Raw genomic sequence first — 17570 nt, forward strand, 5'->3', positions numbered from 1 at the left:
CCGCCCCTCTGGCTGAAAAATGCGCCTCAAAAGAGGAGAGACCCTATGCAATCACGTCAGTTCAGCCGGACGCCCTGGTCGGTGTCGGAAATCGGCTTCGGCGCCTGGGCCATCGGCGGCTCCTGGGGCGACGTCGCGGAAAGCGACGCCAAGACCGCGCTTCATGCCGCGCTCGACGCCGGAATGACCTTCATCGACACCGCCGATGTCTATGGCGACGGCCGCTCGGAAAAGATCATCCGCGACGTGTTGAAAGAACGCGGCGGCGAGCGCCCGATGGTCGCCACCAAGGCCGGTCGTCGCCTGCCCAAACAGGTGGTCGAAGGCTATAGCCGCGACAATCTCGAAGCCTGGATAGACCGGTCGCTCGCCAATCTCGGCGTCGACGCGCTCGATCTTGTGCAGCTTCATTGCCCGCCATGGGATCTCTATTACCGCGCCGACATTTTCGGCCTGCTCGACGATCTCGTCGCCAAGGGCAAGATCCGCTATTACGGCGTTTCGGTCGAAAAGGTCGAAGAAGCGCTCAAGGCGATCGAATTCCCCAACGTCGTCTCGGTGCAGATCATCTACAACATCTTCCGCCAGCGCCCGGCGAGCCTGTTCTTCCGCGAAGCCAAGGCGCGGAATGTCGCGACCATCATCCGCGTTCCCCTCTCCTCCGGCATGCTGACCGGCAAGATGAGCGCGCAGAGCCAGTTCGCCAGTGACGACCATCGCGCCTTCAACCGCAATGGCGAAGCCTTCGATATGGGCGAAACCTTCTCCGGCGTGCCCTATGACGTCGGTCTCGCCGCGGTCGAACGCCTGCGCCCGCTGGTTCCGGGCGGCGCGACGATGGCGCAATTCGCCCTGCGCTGGATCCTCATGAACGACGCCGTCACCGTCGTCATCCCCGGCGCCAAAAACAAGACCCAGGCCGAGGACAACGCCCGCGCCTCCGCCCTGCCCGCTCTTTCCAACGAGGTGATGGCCGAGGTCAAAGCCGTGTATGACGAGATGATCGCCCCGCACGTTCATCAGAAATGGTGAGACGCGAATGCGGCGGCCGTCTCCGGCCGCCGCGTCATACGATCCCGGGCGTCAGGCAGACGCTTATTGGCCCGGCGCGCTCGGGGCTTTCGCAGCGGATTTGTCGGTCCAGCCTGGAGGCGCCCCCACCATGCCTGCGACCATGCCGGGAACGCCAGGCGCACGACCGAAGGCTTCGCAGGCGGCGTATTTCGGCTTTCCGCCGAACGTGGATTTGAGTTTCTGCCCGGATGGGATCTTGGGCATCATGCCTGGTGCCTTGCCGTCGATCACAAGCCTCGAAAATTCCTGACCGAAGGCGCCCGACAGTTCATAGGCGTCACCGATCTCCGACACTCTGGGGCTGTTGGTGATGGCGTTCGCCCCGCGCGACCACACCATCGCGGCGCGTTGTGCGCCGACGGCGTCCAGCGCCTCGGCCTCGACGGCGATTCCGCCCAGCCCGATCGGCAATCTCGGCGCACTGACCGGCAGAATGAAGCTGCTGCCGAGCGTGACCGCCGTCGACACGCCCGCCGCCACCTTTCCGGTCGGCGTCAGCCGGGTGACGGTGGTGCGGACGGTCAGATCCGCCGGCTCATCCGCCCCGACGATCCGGTATTTGTCGCTGAGCCCGACACACAGCGCGCGGCTCACGGCGTTGGCGACCAGCGCGCGATCCTTGGGATCCTTGACCCGCGCTTCCGCATCCGGCGACAACCGGGCCAGTTCGATACGCGCGGTTTTTGCCGCGCCGACCGCTGCGGGATCGACAAAGATCCTGCTCTTGCTGAGGCGACCGGTTTGCGGACCCAGCCCAGTACTGGACGTCAGGGTATGGCCGTCCGTCAGCGCCACGGAGCTGCATCCCGAGACAGCCGCCGCCAGTAGCGAAAGCACTAACAGCGGGGCAAAAGGCGCGCGTCCATACGCGCGACCGGGTGTCGAGACGCGAATCTCCGATGATGCATATGTGTCGTCCATGTATTGTCCTTCCTTTTCAGGCTTCAGGCTCGTGGTGTCGGCGCTGAGGGCAAAGGCGGAAGGGAGACGCATCTCCCGTCAGTCCGTACGATCCGGCGCTGAGGTTCAGGGAGCCGGCGGCGTCCTCTCCCCCCCGCAAGACACGTTGCGACAAGCGTCCCCATCTCATGGAGAATGCGCGTCCTGCAGGTCTTCGCAGCAACAAAGCCAGTGCGATTTTCCCTGCCGGCAAACCGCTCCATCCCGTCCCGGCAGATCCGCGATGATCGCGAAGAATTGGCTAAATCCGTCAAACCGGTTCCCTGGTTTCAACACGGCCCTGATCCAGAGCCGTTTTCATTTTCGCGGCCACATTTACACCTTTCCGATATGTTGATCATTGCGCATCATGTTGGGGGTGCATTTCCCCGGAGGAAATGAATTGGACTCTCTCTTCAGCCTGAAAACCTTCCTGGCGGTCGCTGAACTGCGCAGCTTCTCTACTGCGGCGCGGCGATTGGAAATCTCTCCGGCGATGGTAAGCAAGCACATCATGCGTCTGGAAAAGCGCCTCGGATCGCGTCTGCTCAACCGAAACAGCCGCAATGTCAGCCTGACCGAAGCGGGCCAGCGTTACTTCGATCGCGTTCGTCCCTTGCTCGAAGGCCTCGAAGAAATCGAAACGGAACTCGGCGCGACAACCCAGACGCCGCGTGGGACCTTGCGGCTGAGCGCGCCGATCTGGATGGCGAATGCGCGGTTTGCAGGCATCCTCTCCGCCTATCGCCACCTTTATCCCGAGGTAAAGCTCGATATTGAACTCAACGGGCGCCTGGTCGATCTGGTCGAGGAAGGGTATGATTTGGCCATACGCGTGGCCAGGGCGCTCGAAAAAGACGTGGTCGGCCGCAAACTGATCGATATGCGTTTCGTTTTGGTCGCCACCAGGGCGCTGCTTGAGCGCATCTCTGTGCCGACATCGCTTGCAGATCTCGATGGCGCGCCGTTTCTCTCCTATACGCCGGTCATGCCGACAGGACAGTTGAAGCTGCAAACCGGCGGCGAAGAGCGTATCATCCGCTTCGAGCCGGTGATGCGCAGCGCCAACGAGACTTTGATTCATGCAGCATGCCTGGAAGGCATGGGCATTACGATCCTTCCGCGGTGGCAACTGGACGAAGATCTCAAAACAGGAAATCTCGTGGAAATCCTGCCCGGCGATGTGGATCTGGCTGTTCCGCTCTACGCGATTTACCCCAATCGCGCCTACCTTTCCGCCAAAGTCAGAACCTTTCTCGACTTCCTCGCCGCCGAGAACCGTCTGCGCTGAAATGGCGTTTGCGCCCTCCCAGGCGCCAAAGTCCTTGCATCCATATAAAGATATCTTTATATCTTTCTCCATCAGCAATCGCGAGGATACGCCCATGACCGCCAATCCGCTTTCAGACCTGCTCGCCCAAAAGGGCGTCCTCCTCGCCGACGGCGCCACCGGCACCTCGCTTTTCGCCATGGGTCTCGAAGCCGGCGAAGCGCCGGAACTGTGGAACGAAGCCAAACCTGAAAACATCACCAAGCTGCATCAGGATTTCGTCGACGCCGGCGCCGATATCATTCTCACCAATTCCTTCGGCGGCACCCGCCAGCGGCTCAAGCTGCATCACGCCCAGGACAGGGTGCACGAACTCAACAAGAAAGCGGCGGAAATCGCCCGCGCCGTCGCCGACAAGGCGCCGCGCAAGGTGATCGTCGCGGGCTCGGTCGGTCCGACCGGCGAACTGCTCGTTCCGCTCGGCGCGCTGACCTATGAAGACGCCGTCTCCTCCTTCGCCGAACAGATGGAAGGCCTCAAGGCCGGCGGCGCCGATGTCGCCTGGATCGAGACCATGTCCTCGGCCGAAGAAATCCGCGCCGCCTGCGAAGCGGCGGTGAAGACCGGCCTGCCCTATGTCTATACCGGCTCCTTCGACACCGCCGGCAAGACCATGATGGGCCTAGCGCCCAAGGATATCCACGGCGTCGCCGCCGATATCGGGGAAGGCCCGGTCGCCGTCGGCGCCAATTGCGGCGTCGGCGCGTCCGACATTCTGGCGACCCTTCTCGCCATGACAGAGGCCAAGCCGGACGCCACCGTCGTCGTCAAGGGCAATTGCGGCATCCCGGAATTCCGCGGCGAGAAGATCTATTATTCCGGCACCCCGCCGCTGATGGCCGATTATGCGCGTCTTGCGCTGGACGCCGGGGCGAAGATCATCGGGGGTTGCTGCGGCACCTCCTGCGAGCATCTCGCGGCGATCCGCGAAGCCGTGGACAACCACACGCCCGGCCCGCGCCCGACGCTCGACAGCATCGTCGAGCGCATCGGTCCGCTGCGCAACAAGACCGCCGAGGAAGCCGCAGCCCCCCGCGAGCGTCGCGGCCGCAGCCGCGGCTGACGCCGACAACGGCCGAGAGTATTGAGAAGGGCCCGGCGACGGGCCCTTTTTCATGGGATCGACAGAGTCAGGGTCGGACAAGCATAAGTCGTGATATCCTTTAGCAAAAGGAGAAACACGGCGCCGATGATTCCATTTCAGCCGCGATCGAATATGGAGGCTCCATGACGTCGGCGCTCGAGGATGCGCTCCGGCGATATCAGGGCGGCGATTATCACGGCGTCATCGCCGACTACGGCGTATTGGCCCAGGAGCAAGATTGCCCGCAGGCTCTCCTCGTCATTCTGGCGCAATGCCATTTGCGGACAGGCTCGCCCTTGAGGGGCGCTCGGCATTTCCGGCGCGCCGCCGAAACCGAAGGCCGCGATCACGCGGCATTCATGCTGATCGCCGGTCACCTCTTTCTCGAGCATTTCGCAATCAACGAAGCCTATCAGGCAGGGCTTGCCGCCCGTGATCTCGCGCCTGCCGATGCGCGCACGCATCGCTTCTATTATCGCGCGCTTCGACACACCTGCCTGTTTCGCGATATCGCCGAGGAGAATGACGCGCTTCTGGCGCGGCTGCGCGGCGGCGATCCGTTCTGGCGTTCGGCCGAAGATCCCTACACCCATATCGACTGGTCCGTCGATGAGGCCCTGGCCGCCGACCTCAGACTTTTCCCCCAGCCCCTGGTCGAGCAGCCCAGACCGGCGCTGCGCAAGACGAGAGACAGGCTGCGGATAGGCTATTTCCTTCCCTCTCTGGCGCCGGAAACCTCGCCGATGCGGCTGATGGCGCCCGTTCTGGCCCGCCATGACGTCAATCGCGTGGACATCGACCTGATTACGCTCGAAACCGATCCGCCCGAAGGCCTTCCCTTTCGCTCCCTGGCCATCGGCGGCATCAATGACGAGAGCGCGGCCGACAGCATCCGCGCCCTGAACCTCGATATTCTCGTCGATCTTGCAGGGCATGCGCCCTCGGGCCGACAGAACCTGCTGGCGGAAGGGTTGGCGCCGCTCAGGGTCGGTTTTCTCGGAGTCACCGGTCCGAGCGCGGGGCTGAACTACGACTATATCGTCGCCGACTCATCGGTCGCGCCTGCGGATGCTGTGACGCGCCGCCAGGAAAGGCTCTGCCGCCTTCCGGGCGTCTTCACGCCGCTCCCGCCGCGCCCCGCCGACATCGAGCCCCGCAGCCGCGCGTCGCTGGATTTGCCGGAGGACGCGATCGTCATCGCTTTCTTTCATGAAAAGAGACGGCTCTCTCCCGCTTGTTTCATGAGCCTCGCCGCAATCCTCAAGGCAGACGACCGTATCGTGCTCTGGCTGCAATTCGCCAATCGCTTCAGCAGGGACAATCTGCTTGCCGCCATGGTGGAGGCCGGCGTCCCCGGCGAGCGTATCCGTTTCTCGACGCCCGCAGCGAGACGCAGCGAGCGCCTGGCGCGGCTGATGGCGGCGGATATGGTTCTCGACAGCTTCCCCCACAATGGCGCGGCCATGATCGCCGAAGCGTTGCAGCTCGGCCTACCCATCGTGTCGCTGCGCACGGAGGCGTTCTGGGGTCGGATGACCGACAGCCTGCTTGCGACGCTCGGTCTCGACGAATTCACGGTCACGGACGAAGTCGCCTATGTCGATCTTGCGCTTTCTCTTGCCCGCGACGACGAAAAACGGAAAGCGCTTTCGGCAAAAATCCTCGGAAAAGTCGGGGCTTCGCCCGTCTTCGATCCCGCAACTTTCGCCCAGAACCTCGAATCGGCGTATGAGCGGATGATAATGCGCGTGCGGGCCGGTCTTCCGCCTGAGGATCTCGATCCGCCGCCGCCCGCTTCGAAGACGAACTGAACGGATGAAGACGCCATGACCGCAGCCCCCTTTCCCGATCGCGACGCCGTCGCCGAAAAAGCCCAGAGTTTTCAGGACGCCGATCAGAGCTTTCTCAAGCTGCTGATGGAAAATCCTGTTCAGGACGACAATCTGATCGAAGGCCTGACGCTCTGGCTGAACCGCGCGGCCGAAGCCCGTTTCCTGAACTCGCTCAAGCTCGAAAAGACCGGCGAATGGCTGGGGCACAATGCGCCTGCGCGGCTGCAATTCCGCCTGATGGAACTGGCGAAATCCTCCCAGCACCCGGCTTACGCCGCCTATCGCGAAGGACTCCGCAAATCCAGGGGCCTTGAACTGGCCTTTCCCAAGGCCCCTGTCTGATGCAATGTCCGGGCGTGCGGCGCTCCCTCAGCGGGGCGCCAGCGCCTTGGCGATCGACACAAGCCGGATGAATTCCGCCCGGTAGCCGAAGGGATCGGCGCCACGCGCCGCCTCGGCCAGCGCCCGGACCTGATCCCAACCATAATCCGAAAGGTCCGGGTCGCCGCGCAGTTTCCGCGCGAAGGCCGCGACTGCGACAGAAAAGCGGGCGTCGGTGGATGCCGCATCGACGCTCTTCAAGGCGGCTCCCGCCATGACCGGGAACGAACTCAGCCGGCTCTCCTTTTCGCCCGGGCGCTTGTAGCGCAGCTTCACAAAGGCCAGTTCATCCGAAGCCGGCTTGGCGGCGTCCGGCGCGCCGTAACGCAGATCGTCGATCCGCGTGGCCGGGCTGCCCTTGGGCGTGATTTCATAGATTGCCGTCACCTCATGCCCCGAGCCGATTTCGCCGGCGTCGACCTTGTCGTCATTGAAATCCTCGCGGTTGAGCGCCCGGGTCTCATAGCCGATCAACCGGTATTCCGAGACGCGGGCCGGGTTGAACTCCACCTGAATCTTGACGTCCTCTGCGATCGGAAAGAGCGCCGACATCGCATCCTGGGACAGGGCTTTTTCCGCCTCGGCGAGCGTGTCGATATAGGCGGCCTGGCCATTGCCGTTCTGCGCCAGCGCCTGCATCAACCCGTCATTGTAGTTTCCGGAGCCGAAGCCGAGCACCGACAAATAGACGCCGCTTTTCCGTTTGGCGGCGATCAGCGATTTCAGCGCGTCGTCGCTCGACGCGCCGACATTGAAGTCGCCGTCGGTGGCGAGAAGCACGCGGTTGACGCCATCCTTGACGAAACTCTTTTCCGCCAGCGCATAGGCGGTTTCGATGCCCTGAGCGCCCGCCGTCGAGCCGCCGGCCCCGAGCGCGTCGATGGCGGCGAGTATCTTCGCCTTGTCGCGCACTGACGTCGACTCCAGCGCCACGCCCGAGGCTCCTGCATAAGTGACGACAGACACCTTGTCTTCGGGCGTCAACGTGTCGACCAGCATCCGGAAGGCGGTCTTGAGCAACGGCAATTTGTCGGGCTCGTCCATCGACCCCGATACGTCGATCAGGAAGACCAGATTGGCCGGCTTGCGTTGCGCAGCGCTCAACTGATAGCCGCGCAACCCGATATGGAGAAGCTCGGTCCCGGTATTCCAGGGAGTGGGCATGACGGTGGCGGTGGCGCGGAACGGTTCCTCCGGCGAGGCGGGCGCAGGCCAGTCATAGCGGAAATAATTGATCATCTCCTCCGGCCTGACCGCGTCGGGCGGCGGCAGCGCGCCATCGAGCAGCATCCGCCGCGCATAGGCGTAAGATGCGGTGTCGACATCGATGGAGAAGGTGGAGACCGGCTCCTCCGCCACACGCTTGATCGGCGAGGCGTCTTTGCCGGAAAAACGGTCGCCTTGTGAAACGGGCGCCGGTTGCGCAGCGTCACTGTCGGCTAAGGCGTCGATCGGAATACGGAAACGATTGGCATGAGCGTTTTCTGGCCTCGGCGATCCCTTCGCCTTACCAGCCGGCGAAAGGCCCTGAGCAGCGAGGTTTGAAATGGCGACGCCTGGCGCGGCGGCAGGAGCCTCATGCGCGGAGTTTATATCCAACGCCTTTGGTTTTGTAGGCGATAGCATCTGAGGCGACTGGTCAAGCAGGCCCTGAACCTCGGATGCGCTGAATTCGCTTTCCCGTTTTGTCGGCGCGCCAGCCACCTTCTTCGCGTTTGGTTCAGCGGCCGGCGTAACTGCCGGCGGTTCAGCCTGCCGGGCGAGATAGAGGCCGGCGGGCACCAGCATCAGCATGGCGATCGCCGAACCGGCGAAGAGTGGTCTGGGCATATCGAAGATCCTCATCATGGTTTTGACGAGGCTTGGACGGCGGCCATCTCTGAAAGCTTGGGGCGCCGTCGCAGATTTTTGCTGCGCGTCGAACGCGGCCATGGCGGCGTCGAGCGCCGCTGCGCGCGCCGTCTCGGACGCTTCCGGAGGCGCCAGATGGGAAAGACGGTCGAGATCTCGTGTCATGGTCAGTCTCCTTACGCCGCGTTCATGCCGAAAAGCGCCCGCAACCGTTTGCGGGCGGCATGCAGGTGCCAGGCGATGGTGCTTTCGCCGCAGCCGAGGATCTTGCCGGCCTCGGCATGATCGAGACCTTCGGAATAGACGAGCAGCACCGCATCCCTCTGCCGAGGAGACAGGCCGAGTGTCGCCTGCCACAGCGCCTCGAGCCGCTCGTCATCAGTCCCGTCATCTTCTACAGGCCAATCCGCCTGCCGGTCGCGCTTGGCGTCCCGCGCCCGCTTGCGCGCCTGATCGCGGACGGTGTTGAGGACCAGCGCATAGAGCCAGGTGCGAAACGCGGCATCGCCGCGAAACTGCGAGATCGCGCTTGCAAGCCGGATACAGACATCCTGGGCTGCGTCTTCCGCATCGGCCTTGTTGCCCGTCCACTTCCACGCGGTCGCGTGAATGAAGCCGTAATGCCGCTCGATCAGCGTCCTGAACGCCTCACGGTCTCCGGCGCCGGCGCGGCGCGCCAATTCCTTGTCCAAGCGCCCCTCCCTTTCTGTCTAAGCTCTCGAACACTGAGACGTTTCATCTTCAAAAAAGCTTGGGGCTCGGATCAAGAAAATTTAGCGGCCACTTTCAACCGCTTGCGCTAGATAGGCCGAGAAGTTTGTTCTAACTTTGTTCGGACTCTCCGCAAAGGCTCCCATGACACCGCGCCGCGACTATCAACTTGGGCTTCTTCTCGTCACGCTCTCGGCCGTGGCCTGGAGCACCGCCGGCTTTTTCACTCGCCTGATCCCGCATGACAGCTGCACGCTGCTGGCCTGGCGGGGCATTTTCGGCGCTCTAAGCCTGCTCGTGGTGGTCATCCTGATGCATGGTCGCGGCTGGACGCGCGAATTCCTGCGCATCGGCAAGCCGGAAGTCGCCTATATAGGCATCACCATCTGCGGCATGATCATGTTCATCACCTCCTTCGCCCATACATCCGTGGCGCATGGGGCGGTGATCTACGCGACCATTCCCTTCATTGCCGCGTTGCTCGGCTGGATCTTTCTTGACGAGGTTCCCGATCGCGGCGCCATCGCAGCCAGCGCCGCGGCGCTGGTCGGGGTAGCGGTCATGGTCGGCTTCGGCGCTGATGGCGGACTGTTCGGCGATGCGCTCGCTCTGGGCATGACGCTCTGCATGGGCTTCTCGATCATCCTGATGCGCAGGAACCCGAAAATGGCGGCGGCGCCAGCCGCAGCGATCGGCGCGCTTCTGAGCGGACTGATCTGCTGGCCGCTCGGGGATCCGCTGTCGGTCACCACTGTCGAACTCTGGCAGCTTGCGGCCTTCGGCGCGGTCAATTCCGCCATGGGCCTCGCCTGTTTCGCCTGGGGCTCCAAGCGCCTGCCGGCAATCGAGACCGGCCTGATCGGCGCGCTCGACACGCCGCTTGCGCCGCTCTGGGTGTGGATCGCCTTCGGCGAACACGTTGGTCCCCAGACTATGATCGGCGGCGGGATTGTCATGGCCGCCGTCGTCGCGCATGTGCTGTGGAGCCAGCGCCGCCAACCCGTAGGAAGCCCGGCATGACAGAGTTGACGCTCGACCAGATCCATCGCGACCGCCAGATCGGCGTGATCTTCGTCATGCTGGCCGCCATCACCTGGAGCACGGCCGGCTTCTTCACCCGGCTGATCGGCCTCGATTACGCCGCCATGATCGCCGGCCGCGGCATTTTCGGCGGCTTGGGCCTGTTTGCGATCATTGTCATGACCGAAGGGCGCAACTGGCCGCGCCTGTTCGCCGCCATGCGCGGCGCGTCCCTGCTCTATGTCGTGCTGGTGGTGGCCGGCATGACCGCCTTCGTCGGCTCGCTCGGCTTGACGTCGGTGGCGCACAACGCCGTTATCTTCGCCACGCTGCCGCTGATGGCCGGATTTCTCGGCTGGATGATCCTCCGCGAAAAGCCGACGCCAGCCTCCGTCGCCGCTGCGGGCCTTGCGCTCATCGGCGTCGCGATCATGGTGGGATTCGGCGCCGATGGCGGGCTCTCGGGCGATGCGCTGTCGGTGCTGTCGACGCTCTGCATGACGCTCTGCATCATCGTCATCCGGCGCCATCCGGAAATCTCGATCGTCGCCTGCTCCTGCGTGGGATCGCTGACCAGCGGCCTGATCTGCCTGCCTTTCGCCGATCTCTCGGTCGCGGCGCCCCATCAGCTCCTCTTTCTCGTCCTGTTCGGGCTCGTCAATTCCGCCGCCGGCCTGACGCTGTTCTCGCTCGGCTCCCGCAAACTGCCCGCCATGCAGACGGCGCTGATATCGACGCTCGACACGCCGCTCGCTCCGCTCTGGGTATGGATCGCCTTTCAGGAACACGTCACGCCGCAGACGCTGATCGGCGGCGCCATCGTGCTGGCGGCGGTCATCGGCAATATCGTGTGGAGCAGGCGCGCGGTGGCGTGATCAGTCCGATCCAGTCGACGCGCGATCGCGATGACCGGCGGCATATGCCAGAACAGCCGCGATATCCTCTGGCTCAAGAAGCGGATGATCTTCAAGGATCTCCTGCGCCGAAGCGCCGCTCCCGAGAAGATCAAGGACATCCACCACGCGGATTCTCAGCCCCCGAATGGAGAGCCGCCCTCCATTTTTGCCCGGCTCTGTCGTGATACGGTTTAAGTCGTTCATCTCGGCGTTCCCGGAGATCCGGAGCAGTCTACCAGGACGCCGCCGAAAGTCACCTCACAGCGACAATGCCTGCATATGAAACCGCAACTGCTCGACCGGGTATCGGTGCTCCGCCCCGACCGGACAGGCAGCGCGGGAGAGGCATCCGCCCGCCATGCAACTTGCTTTCCCCTCCTCCGAGGCGAGGTATCCGCGACAGGCGGCATAGCCGAAGCCCGCTGCGGTTATCGCACCAGCCGGACAGGCCGCCATGCAAGGCTTGTCGGGACAGTGATCACAGGGATGGTGTTCAAACGGAACCGTGGCCTCGCCGATCCTCTCGGCAAAACCGATTGCGCCGCGATAGCCGTGCCACAGGCCATGCACTGGATGGATGAGTATGCCGAGCGGCGAGGCTTTCAAGCCTTCGGCCTGCATCGCCCATTGCTGGAACGGCTTCCAGGGCTTTTCCGAGGGAAACCAGGCTTCGCCGGAGACGGATGCGGCCAGTGCACGGACGACCGCCTCCGACCAGGCGTCGAGCGGATGGTCTAGCCCCGCCCCCTCCTGGCGTCTCCAGCGCGAAAACGCCGGCCACATAGAGCCGCCGACATTGCCGATCAACACGACGGTCCCGGCTCTCTCGCCGGTCGCGATCTCCGGCCCGTCGCCGTCGAAGTGCAGAACGCCGCGCAAAAAAAGTCCGTGCGGCGCAAGCGCCGCACGGATGTTTTCGAATGTGTCCGAGGAGTGTGTCATCGCATCCAGTCGGGCTTGTAGTGCGGACGCCAGACGTCCCGCTGGATCATATCCTCTACCTGCGTCCGCCCGCCGCTCTCCCTGGCAACGGGACCCCTTCAAGTGAAGGCGTCGGGCATGGAGTCCTTGCGCTCCTTGATATAGGCGAGCAGGGCTTCATCGATCGCCGGGTCGAGCGCGGGCGCTTCATATTGTTCCAGCCAGGAACGGCACAGGGCGTTGGCGCGCTGTTCGATCCGCTTTTCGCCTTCCACTTCCCACTGTTCGAAGGAATTGTTGTCGGCGAGCGCCGAACGATAGAAGGCGGTCTGGAAGTTGGCCTGGGTGTGGGCGCAGCCGAGATAATGGCTGCCGGGGCCGACTTCGCGGATCGCGTCGAGAGCCTGCGCCTCGACCGAGAGGTCGACGCCTTCCGCCATCTTCTGCATCATGCCGAGCTGGTCCTGGTCGATCATGAACTTCTCGTAGGACGACACGAGGCCGCCTTCGAGCCAGCCTGCGGCGTGCAGCACGAAATTCGTGCCGGCGAGCAGGGTCATGTTGATCGTGTTGGCGCTTTCATGCGCGGCCTGGGCGTCCGGCACCTTGGAGGCGCAGAGCGAGCCGCCGGTGCGGAAAGGCAGACCCAGACGACGGGCGAGCTGCGCCGCGCCATACGACACAAGCGACGGCTCCGGCGTGCCGAAGGTCGGCGCGCCCGACTGCATCGAGATCGAAGCGGCGAAGGTGCCGAACAGCACCGGCGCGCCCTTGCGGATCAGCTGGGTGAAGGAAGCGCCGGCCAGCACTTCGGCGAGGATCTGCGTCAGCGTGCCGACCACCGTCACCGGGCTCATCGCGCCGGACAGGATGAAGGGCGAAATCACCGTCGCCTGATTATGACGGGCATAGACTTTGAGCGCGCCCACCATGGTTTCGTCGAACACCATCGGCGAATTGGCGTTGATGAGGTTCAGCGTCACGCAGTTGTTCTCGACGAAGTCGTCGCCGAACACCAGCTTCGCCATGGCGATCGTGTCCTCGGCGCGTTCCGGCGCAGTGACCGAGCCCATGAACGGCTTGTCGGAATATTTGATGTGGCTGTAGATCATGTCCAGGTGACGCTTGTTCACCGGAACGTCCACAGGCTCGCAGACCGTTCCGCCGGACGAATGCACGGACGGCGCCATATAGGCGAGCTTCACGAAATTTCGGAAGTCCTCGATCGTGGCGTAACGGCGATTTCCCTCGAGATCGCGCACGAAGGGAGGGCCGTAGACGGGCGCAAACACGGTGGCCTTGCCGCCGATCTGGCAGTTGCGGGCCGGATTGCGGGCGTGCCAGGTGAACTCGGACGGCGCAGTCTTGAGAAGTTCGCGGCACAGGCCCTTGGGGAAATGCACGCGCTCGCCGCGGACATCCGCGCCGGCTTCCTTCCAGAGCGCCAGCGCTTCCGGATCTTCACGGAATTCGATGCCGATCTCTTCGAGAATCGTGTCGGCGTTCTTCTCGATCAGCGCCAGACCTTCCTCATCCAGCACTTCATATTCGCGGATCTTGCGGGTGATATAGGGGAGAGACGGGTTGGGACCTCCGCCTGCGCGCGACGCCCTGCGCGCCGCAGCGCCGCGTCCGCGCCGTCCGCCGCCTTCTCCCTGAGCGGCTACTGGTTCGACTGTCTCATCCATGGTCTCGTCCTCTGCGATCGCCGCGCATGCGGCCTAGTGTTTGGTTTGATCCTAAACCATGCCGCAAAAGGGACATTCCTAAAAGCGCCACCCATGTCGCTGGAAGCGAAGCGCGGCGGAGATGGAACAGCGCCTGCGGCGCCAGCCCGTTCACCCGGCCATCAACCTGCCGCCTGCTTTGCCGATCCGCTGTTCGCCGAGCGAGGCCATCAGCGACAGATCCGACATCGGACGGGCGAAATGATATCCCTGGCCGAGCGGAACGCCGAGCCCGAGCAGAAGCGTGCGGTCCGCCTCCGTCTCGACGCCTTCCGCCACCACCTCCATGCCGAGATCGCCGGCCATACGGGTGACATGGCGGACGATGTCATAGGTGCGGTTGCAGATGGCGATGCGGCGGATGAGCGACTTGTCGATCTTGATCTGGGCGAATTCCAGCTCGGCCAGCCGGCTGAGATTGGAATATCCCGAGCCGAAATCATCGACCGACAGCCGGAGCCCCGCCGCCCGGAGGCTTTCGAGATTGGCGACCACCGTCTCGCTCAACGACATCGCCGCGTCTTCGGTCAGTTCGAGAATGATGCTTTCCGAGGGACAATTGCGCTTGGAAAGCACATTGGCGATCGACTGAGCGAGATCGGGAATCGACAATAGCGCCGGCGACAGGTTGACCGCCATGCGCGGCGCGTCGCCGGACACGGAGAGCTGCTCGCGCAACAGGCAGGCGCGGTCGAGCATCACCAGCGTCATCGGCAGGATCAGATTGCCGCCCTCCGCCGCCTGCACGATGTCGGGGGCAGGAATCGCCCCGAAGCGCGGATGCGACCAGCGAACCAGCGTCTCCACGCTGACGGTCTGCCCCGTCTTCATCGACACGATCGGCTGGAAAGCGGCGTCGAGATCGCCTTCGGCGATAGCCTTGGCAAGGTCCTTGGCGAGGAAACGCTTGCGGGCATTGTCGGCGATCATGTCGGCGGTGGTGAAGCGGGCGCAATTGCGACCATCCGCTTTCGCCGCATAAAGCGCGAGATCGGCGTGTTTCATCAGCGTTTCGACAAACGGCGTCGCATCGCGGGCGTCGCTGGAATGCGCAACGCCGATGGAGGCCGTCACCTGGATGTTCTTGCCGTCGACCATCAGCGGCATGGCGATATCGGCGAGCGCTGCCTCGGCAAAGTCCATGGCGCGGTGCCGCGATCCTTTCAGCAGGACGGCGAATTCGTCGCCGCCGAGACGCGCCACCACGCCGACGGAATGTTCGGCGTTCGCCGCGAGCGCCTTCGCCACATGGCGCAGAAGGGCGTCGCCGGCGGGATGTCCCATCGTGTCGTTGATTTCCTTGAAACCGTCGAGATCGACGAGCAGCAGCGAGAAATCGCTGAAGGGGGGACGCGACGATAACTCCGTCTCGAAGCCGCGTCGATTGCCGATTCCGGTCAGGCCATCGGTCACCAAAAGCGCCTCTTTTTCGGCCATCGCCTTCTTCAGACGCAGGTTGACGCGCTGCGAAATGAAGAGTTCGAAAATCACGAAAAGGACCAGTACGGCCGCCAGACCGGCGAATTGCGACTGCATCGACTTCAGTGACCCGAGGCTTTGGATCTCCCGTTCGATCATCTTCTGCATCTGGAAGCGCCGCGCGGCATAGGCGTCGCTGCTCATGTCGTTGACCCGCGTCTGAAACTCGCGAATCAAGACCAGAAGCGGGCGAAGACTGGACCGTTCCCCCGGAACGAGTTTATCGATCGCAGTCTCGAAATCGGAGAGACGCCTTTCTATTTCGATTGCGACCTTGGCGTCCTTGATATTCGCCTCTTCGAGCGCGCGCTGATAATTTTGCGTGGCGACCACAGTCACCCGCGACCAGAAGATGTCGAGGGCGAGATCCACAACTCGACGCTTGATGTCCTTGTCGCCGTAGGAATATCTGTGCGCCTTGACGAGCAGATCGGAGAGTTCCATCTCCATGCGCGTCGCTTCTTCATAGCGCGCGGAGTTGAACAGATGCATGCCCAAGCCGTCGGCGATCGCGGAGATGTTGCCGATGGTGACGACGAACATAGTCCCCATGGCGAAAAGCATCGCCGGAAAGCGCAGCAAGGCCAGGCTCCGAAACGCGCGCCAATCCTTCATCGGACGGTGATCTCTTTCAACTGCCAGACGCTCCGCGCCTCATAGATCGGATTGTGGCGAAGCTCCGGATGCGCGTCCGAGGGATAGACAATCCAGAGCGGCCCCTTTTCCCGCAGGGTCACTTCCTTGCCGTCGACCTCGCGGGCGACGATGACCGCATAGTCGTCCATATCCTTGAACGGAATATCCGCTTGGTAGCGGTCATAGCCGACAGCCAACAAGGAATCGCCCGAGAAACCGGACAGCGCGACGACATCCTTCAGCAACGGGCCTTTCACGCGATGCGCCCTGTCGTCCATGCCCGGGGGGAAAGCGACATAGTCGGTTTGCGGCAAAGCGTCGATTTTCGCCAGCGGGATTTCGACCGTCTTTTCAGCGTGACGGAAGACAAGCATCATCTCTTGGGCGCCCGATGTCGCGGCCCAGGCAAGAAAAACGAGAAAACTGCAAAACCATTTCATGCGCATCACCGCCCTCTATGCACTTTCCCTTACGTGAGCACCCGTTAAAAACGGCTTATTCGAAAATAAATTTACTCCGATTGTCGCAAATGGCCGTCGCTTTCGTGGGCGAGAGCGTCGCTTTCGAAAACGCTTTGCAAACGTCCAAGGCTAACTATAGTGAAACATAGGGTTTCGCCGAATCCGGCGCCCGCAGATTGATGACGAGGAGCGCCATGGCAGACGATGAAATCATTCTCTCCGAGCTTTCGGACGAAGAGCTTGTGCAGCAAATGCACGACGATCTCTACGACGGGCTGAAGGAAGAAATCGAGGAAGCCACCAAGATCCTTCTGGAGCGCGGCTGGGCGCCTTACGACATCCTGACCGAAGCGCTGGTCGAGGGCATGCGCATCGTCGGCGTCGACTTCCGCGACGGCATCCTGTTCGTTCCCGAAGTGCTGTTGTCCGCCAACGCTATGAAAGCCGGCATGTTCATCCTGCGTCCGCTGCTCGCCGCCACCGGCGCGCCGAAGCTCGGCAAGATGGTCATCGGCACCGTCAAAGGCGACATCCATGACATCGGCAAGAACCTTGTCGGCATGATGATGGAAGGCGCAGGTTTCGACGTGATCGACCTCGGCATCAACAACCCGGTCGAAAACTATCTCGAAGCGCTGGAGAAGGAAAAGCCGGATATTCTCGGCATGTCGGCGCTGCTCACCACCACCATGCCTTACATGAAGGTGGTCATCGACACGATGAAGGAAAAGGGCATCCGTGACGACTACGTCGTGCTCGTGGGCGGCGCGCCGCTGAACGAGGAATTCGGCAAGGCCGTCGGCGCCGACGCCTATTGCCGCGACGCCGCCATCGCTGTCGAAACGGCGAAGGACTTCATCAAGCGCAAGCACAATCAGCTCGCCGCCGGCGTCTGATTTCGGCCTTCAGGCACAAAACGCAAATGGCCGCAGCGGAACCCCGCGCGGCCATTTTCAGTTTCGACCGATGTCGATCAGTTGGCGACGTCCTTGGCTGCGTCTTCGGTCGCGTCGACGGTGTTGGATGCATCCTTGCCCATGCCGCGAATGGTGTTGCCGCAGGACGACAGCGCGAGCGCGGCGATGAGGGCGAAGGCGATGTGGGTCGAGATCTTGGTCATGTCTGCTCTCCGTGATGACGTCGGATCGGGAGAAAAGCCGGCCGATCCACCGGTTGTCCGCCGGTCTAACGAGCGAAGAGCGGAATTGTTCGCGGGCGACGCGATGAA

General features: G+C 62.9%; 17 protein-coding genes. 8 read left to right on the top strand and 9 right to left on the bottom strand.

All coding sequences use genetic code 11. The annotated features are described in order from the left end of the window. Nucleotides 1-45: 45 nt before the first annotated feature. Nucleotides 46-1032, top strand: a complete 987-nt coding sequence (locus tag E8Q41_RS05025) for an aldo/keto reductase (RefSeq protein ID WP_137154426.1) — start codon at nt 46-48, stop codon at nt 1030-1032. 63 nt (nt 1033-1095) lie between these two features. On the opposite strand, the gene E8Q41_RS05030 is transcribed toward E8Q41_RS05025, so the two are convergent. After that, nucleotides 1096-1869: a DUF3313 domain-containing protein gene (locus E8Q41_RS05030; RefSeq protein WP_348640009.1), complete on the bottom strand. Its 774-nt coding sequence runs from the start codon at nt 1867-1869 to the stop codon at nt 1096-1098. A 514-nt stretch (nt 1870-2383) separates the two neighbouring features. Between E8Q41_RS05030 and E8Q41_RS05035 the strand changes: the two genes are divergently transcribed. From E8Q41_RS05035 to E8Q41_RS05050, 4 genes are all read left to right on the top strand, one after another. After that, a complete protein-coding gene (locus tag E8Q41_RS05035) occupies nt 2384-3304 on the top strand; it encodes a LysR family transcriptional regulator (protein ID WP_246660088.1) in 921 nt (306 codons plus the stop codon). 94 nt (nt 3305-3398) lie between these two features. Then, complete coding sequence (gene bmt, locus E8Q41_RS05040; protein ID WP_137154428.1) at nt 3399-4406, top strand: betaine--homocysteine S-methyltransferase; 1008 nt, start codon at nt 3399-3401, stop codon at nt 4404-4406. Between the two features lie 164 nt (nt 4407-4570). Then, the gene (locus E8Q41_RS05045) at nt 4571-6238 is read left to right on the top strand and encodes a hypothetical protein (RefSeq protein WP_137154429.1); all 1668 of its coding nucleotides are present in this window, start codon (nt 4571-4573) and stop codon (nt 6236-6238) included. A 15-nt stretch (nt 6239-6253) separates the two neighbouring features. Continuing rightward, nucleotides 6254-6601, top strand: coding sequence for a hypothetical protein (locus E8Q41_RS05050; protein WP_137154430.1), 348 nt, complete (start codon nt 6254-6256; stop codon nt 6599-6601). A gap of 27 nt (nt 6602-6628) precedes the next feature. Here the strand turns inward: E8Q41_RS05050 and E8Q41_RS05055 are convergent, their stop codons facing one another. Both E8Q41_RS05055 and E8Q41_RS05060 read right to left on the bottom strand, forming a co-directional pair. Then, entirely contained in the window at nt 6629-8656 is a 2028-nt protein-coding gene (locus E8Q41_RS05055) for a VWA domain-containing protein (RefSeq protein ID WP_246660081.1), read from the bottom strand. Between the two features lie 11 nt (nt 8657-8667). Then, entirely contained in the window at nt 8668-9183 is a 516-nt protein-coding gene (locus E8Q41_RS05060; RefSeq protein ID WP_137154431.1) for an RNA polymerase sigma factor, read from the bottom strand. A 163-nt stretch (nt 9184-9346) separates the two neighbouring features. On the opposite strand from E8Q41_RS05060, the gene E8Q41_RS05065 reads away from it, so the two are divergent. Together E8Q41_RS05065 and E8Q41_RS05070 are read left to right on the top strand one after the other, a co-directional pair. Then, nucleotides 9347-10222 carry a DMT family transporter gene (locus tag E8Q41_RS05065; RefSeq protein WP_137154432.1) on the top strand — a complete coding sequence of 292 codons (876 nt, stop codon included), beginning with the start codon at nt 9347-9349 and terminating at the stop codon, nt 10220-10222. Further along, nucleotides 10219-11097, top strand: coding sequence for a DMT family transporter (locus E8Q41_RS05070; protein ID WP_137154433.1), 879 nt, complete (start codon nt 10219-10221; stop codon nt 11095-11097). Before E8Q41_RS05065 ends, E8Q41_RS05070 begins: the two co-directional genes overlap by 4 nt. Here E8Q41_RS05070 and E8Q41_RS05075 read toward each other — a convergent pair whose 3' ends face one another. The 5 genes from E8Q41_RS05075 to E8Q41_RS05095 form a co-directional block, all read right to left on the bottom strand. Further along, nucleotides 11098-11322, bottom strand: a complete 225-nt coding sequence (locus tag E8Q41_RS05075; RefSeq protein ID WP_137154434.1) for a DUF433 domain-containing protein — start codon at nt 11320-11322, stop codon at nt 11098-11100. 54 nt (nt 11323-11376) lie between these two features. Further along, nucleotides 11377-12060, bottom strand: coding sequence for a ferredoxin (locus tag E8Q41_RS05080; protein WP_137154435.1), 684 nt, complete (start codon nt 12058-12060; stop codon nt 11377-11379). Nucleotides 12061-12158: 98 nt separating this feature from the next. Further along, a complete protein-coding gene (locus E8Q41_RS05085) occupies nt 12159-13727 on the bottom strand; it encodes a trimethylamine methyltransferase family protein (RefSeq protein ID WP_137154436.1) in 1569 nt (522 codons plus the stop codon). Nucleotides 13728-13877: 150 nt separating this feature from the next. Continuing rightward, nucleotides 13878-15860, bottom strand: coding sequence for an EAL domain-containing protein (locus E8Q41_RS05090; RefSeq protein WP_137154437.1), 1983 nt, complete (start codon nt 15858-15860; stop codon nt 13878-13880). Continuing rightward, a complete protein-coding gene (locus E8Q41_RS05095) occupies nt 15857-16258 on the bottom strand; it encodes a molybdopterin-binding oxidoreductase (RefSeq protein WP_137154438.1) in 402 nt (133 codons plus the stop codon). The genes E8Q41_RS05090 and E8Q41_RS05095 overlap by 4 nt, the downstream gene beginning before the upstream one ends. A 278-nt stretch (nt 16259-16536) precedes the next feature. Here E8Q41_RS05095 and E8Q41_RS05100 point away from each other — a divergent pair, with 278 nt between their 5' ends. Continuing rightward, the gene (locus E8Q41_RS05100; protein WP_137154439.1) at nt 16537-17238 is read left to right on the top strand and encodes a B12-binding domain-containing protein; all 702 of its coding nucleotides are present in this window, start codon (nt 16537-16539) and stop codon (nt 17236-17238) included. Nucleotides 17239-17315: 77 nt separating this feature from the next. On the opposite strand, the gene E8Q41_RS25475 is transcribed toward E8Q41_RS05100, so the two are convergent. Continuing rightward, entirely contained in the window at nt 17316-17462 is a 147-nt protein-coding gene (locus E8Q41_RS25475) for a hypothetical protein (protein ID WP_170976361.1), read from the bottom strand. Nucleotides 17463-17570 lie beyond the last annotated feature (108 nt).

The sequence above is a fragment of the Rhizobium sp. FKL33 genome, assembly GCF_005222915.1.
Lineage (GTDB): Bacteria > Pseudomonadota > Alphaproteobacteria > Rhizobiales > Rhizobiaceae > Rhizobium_E.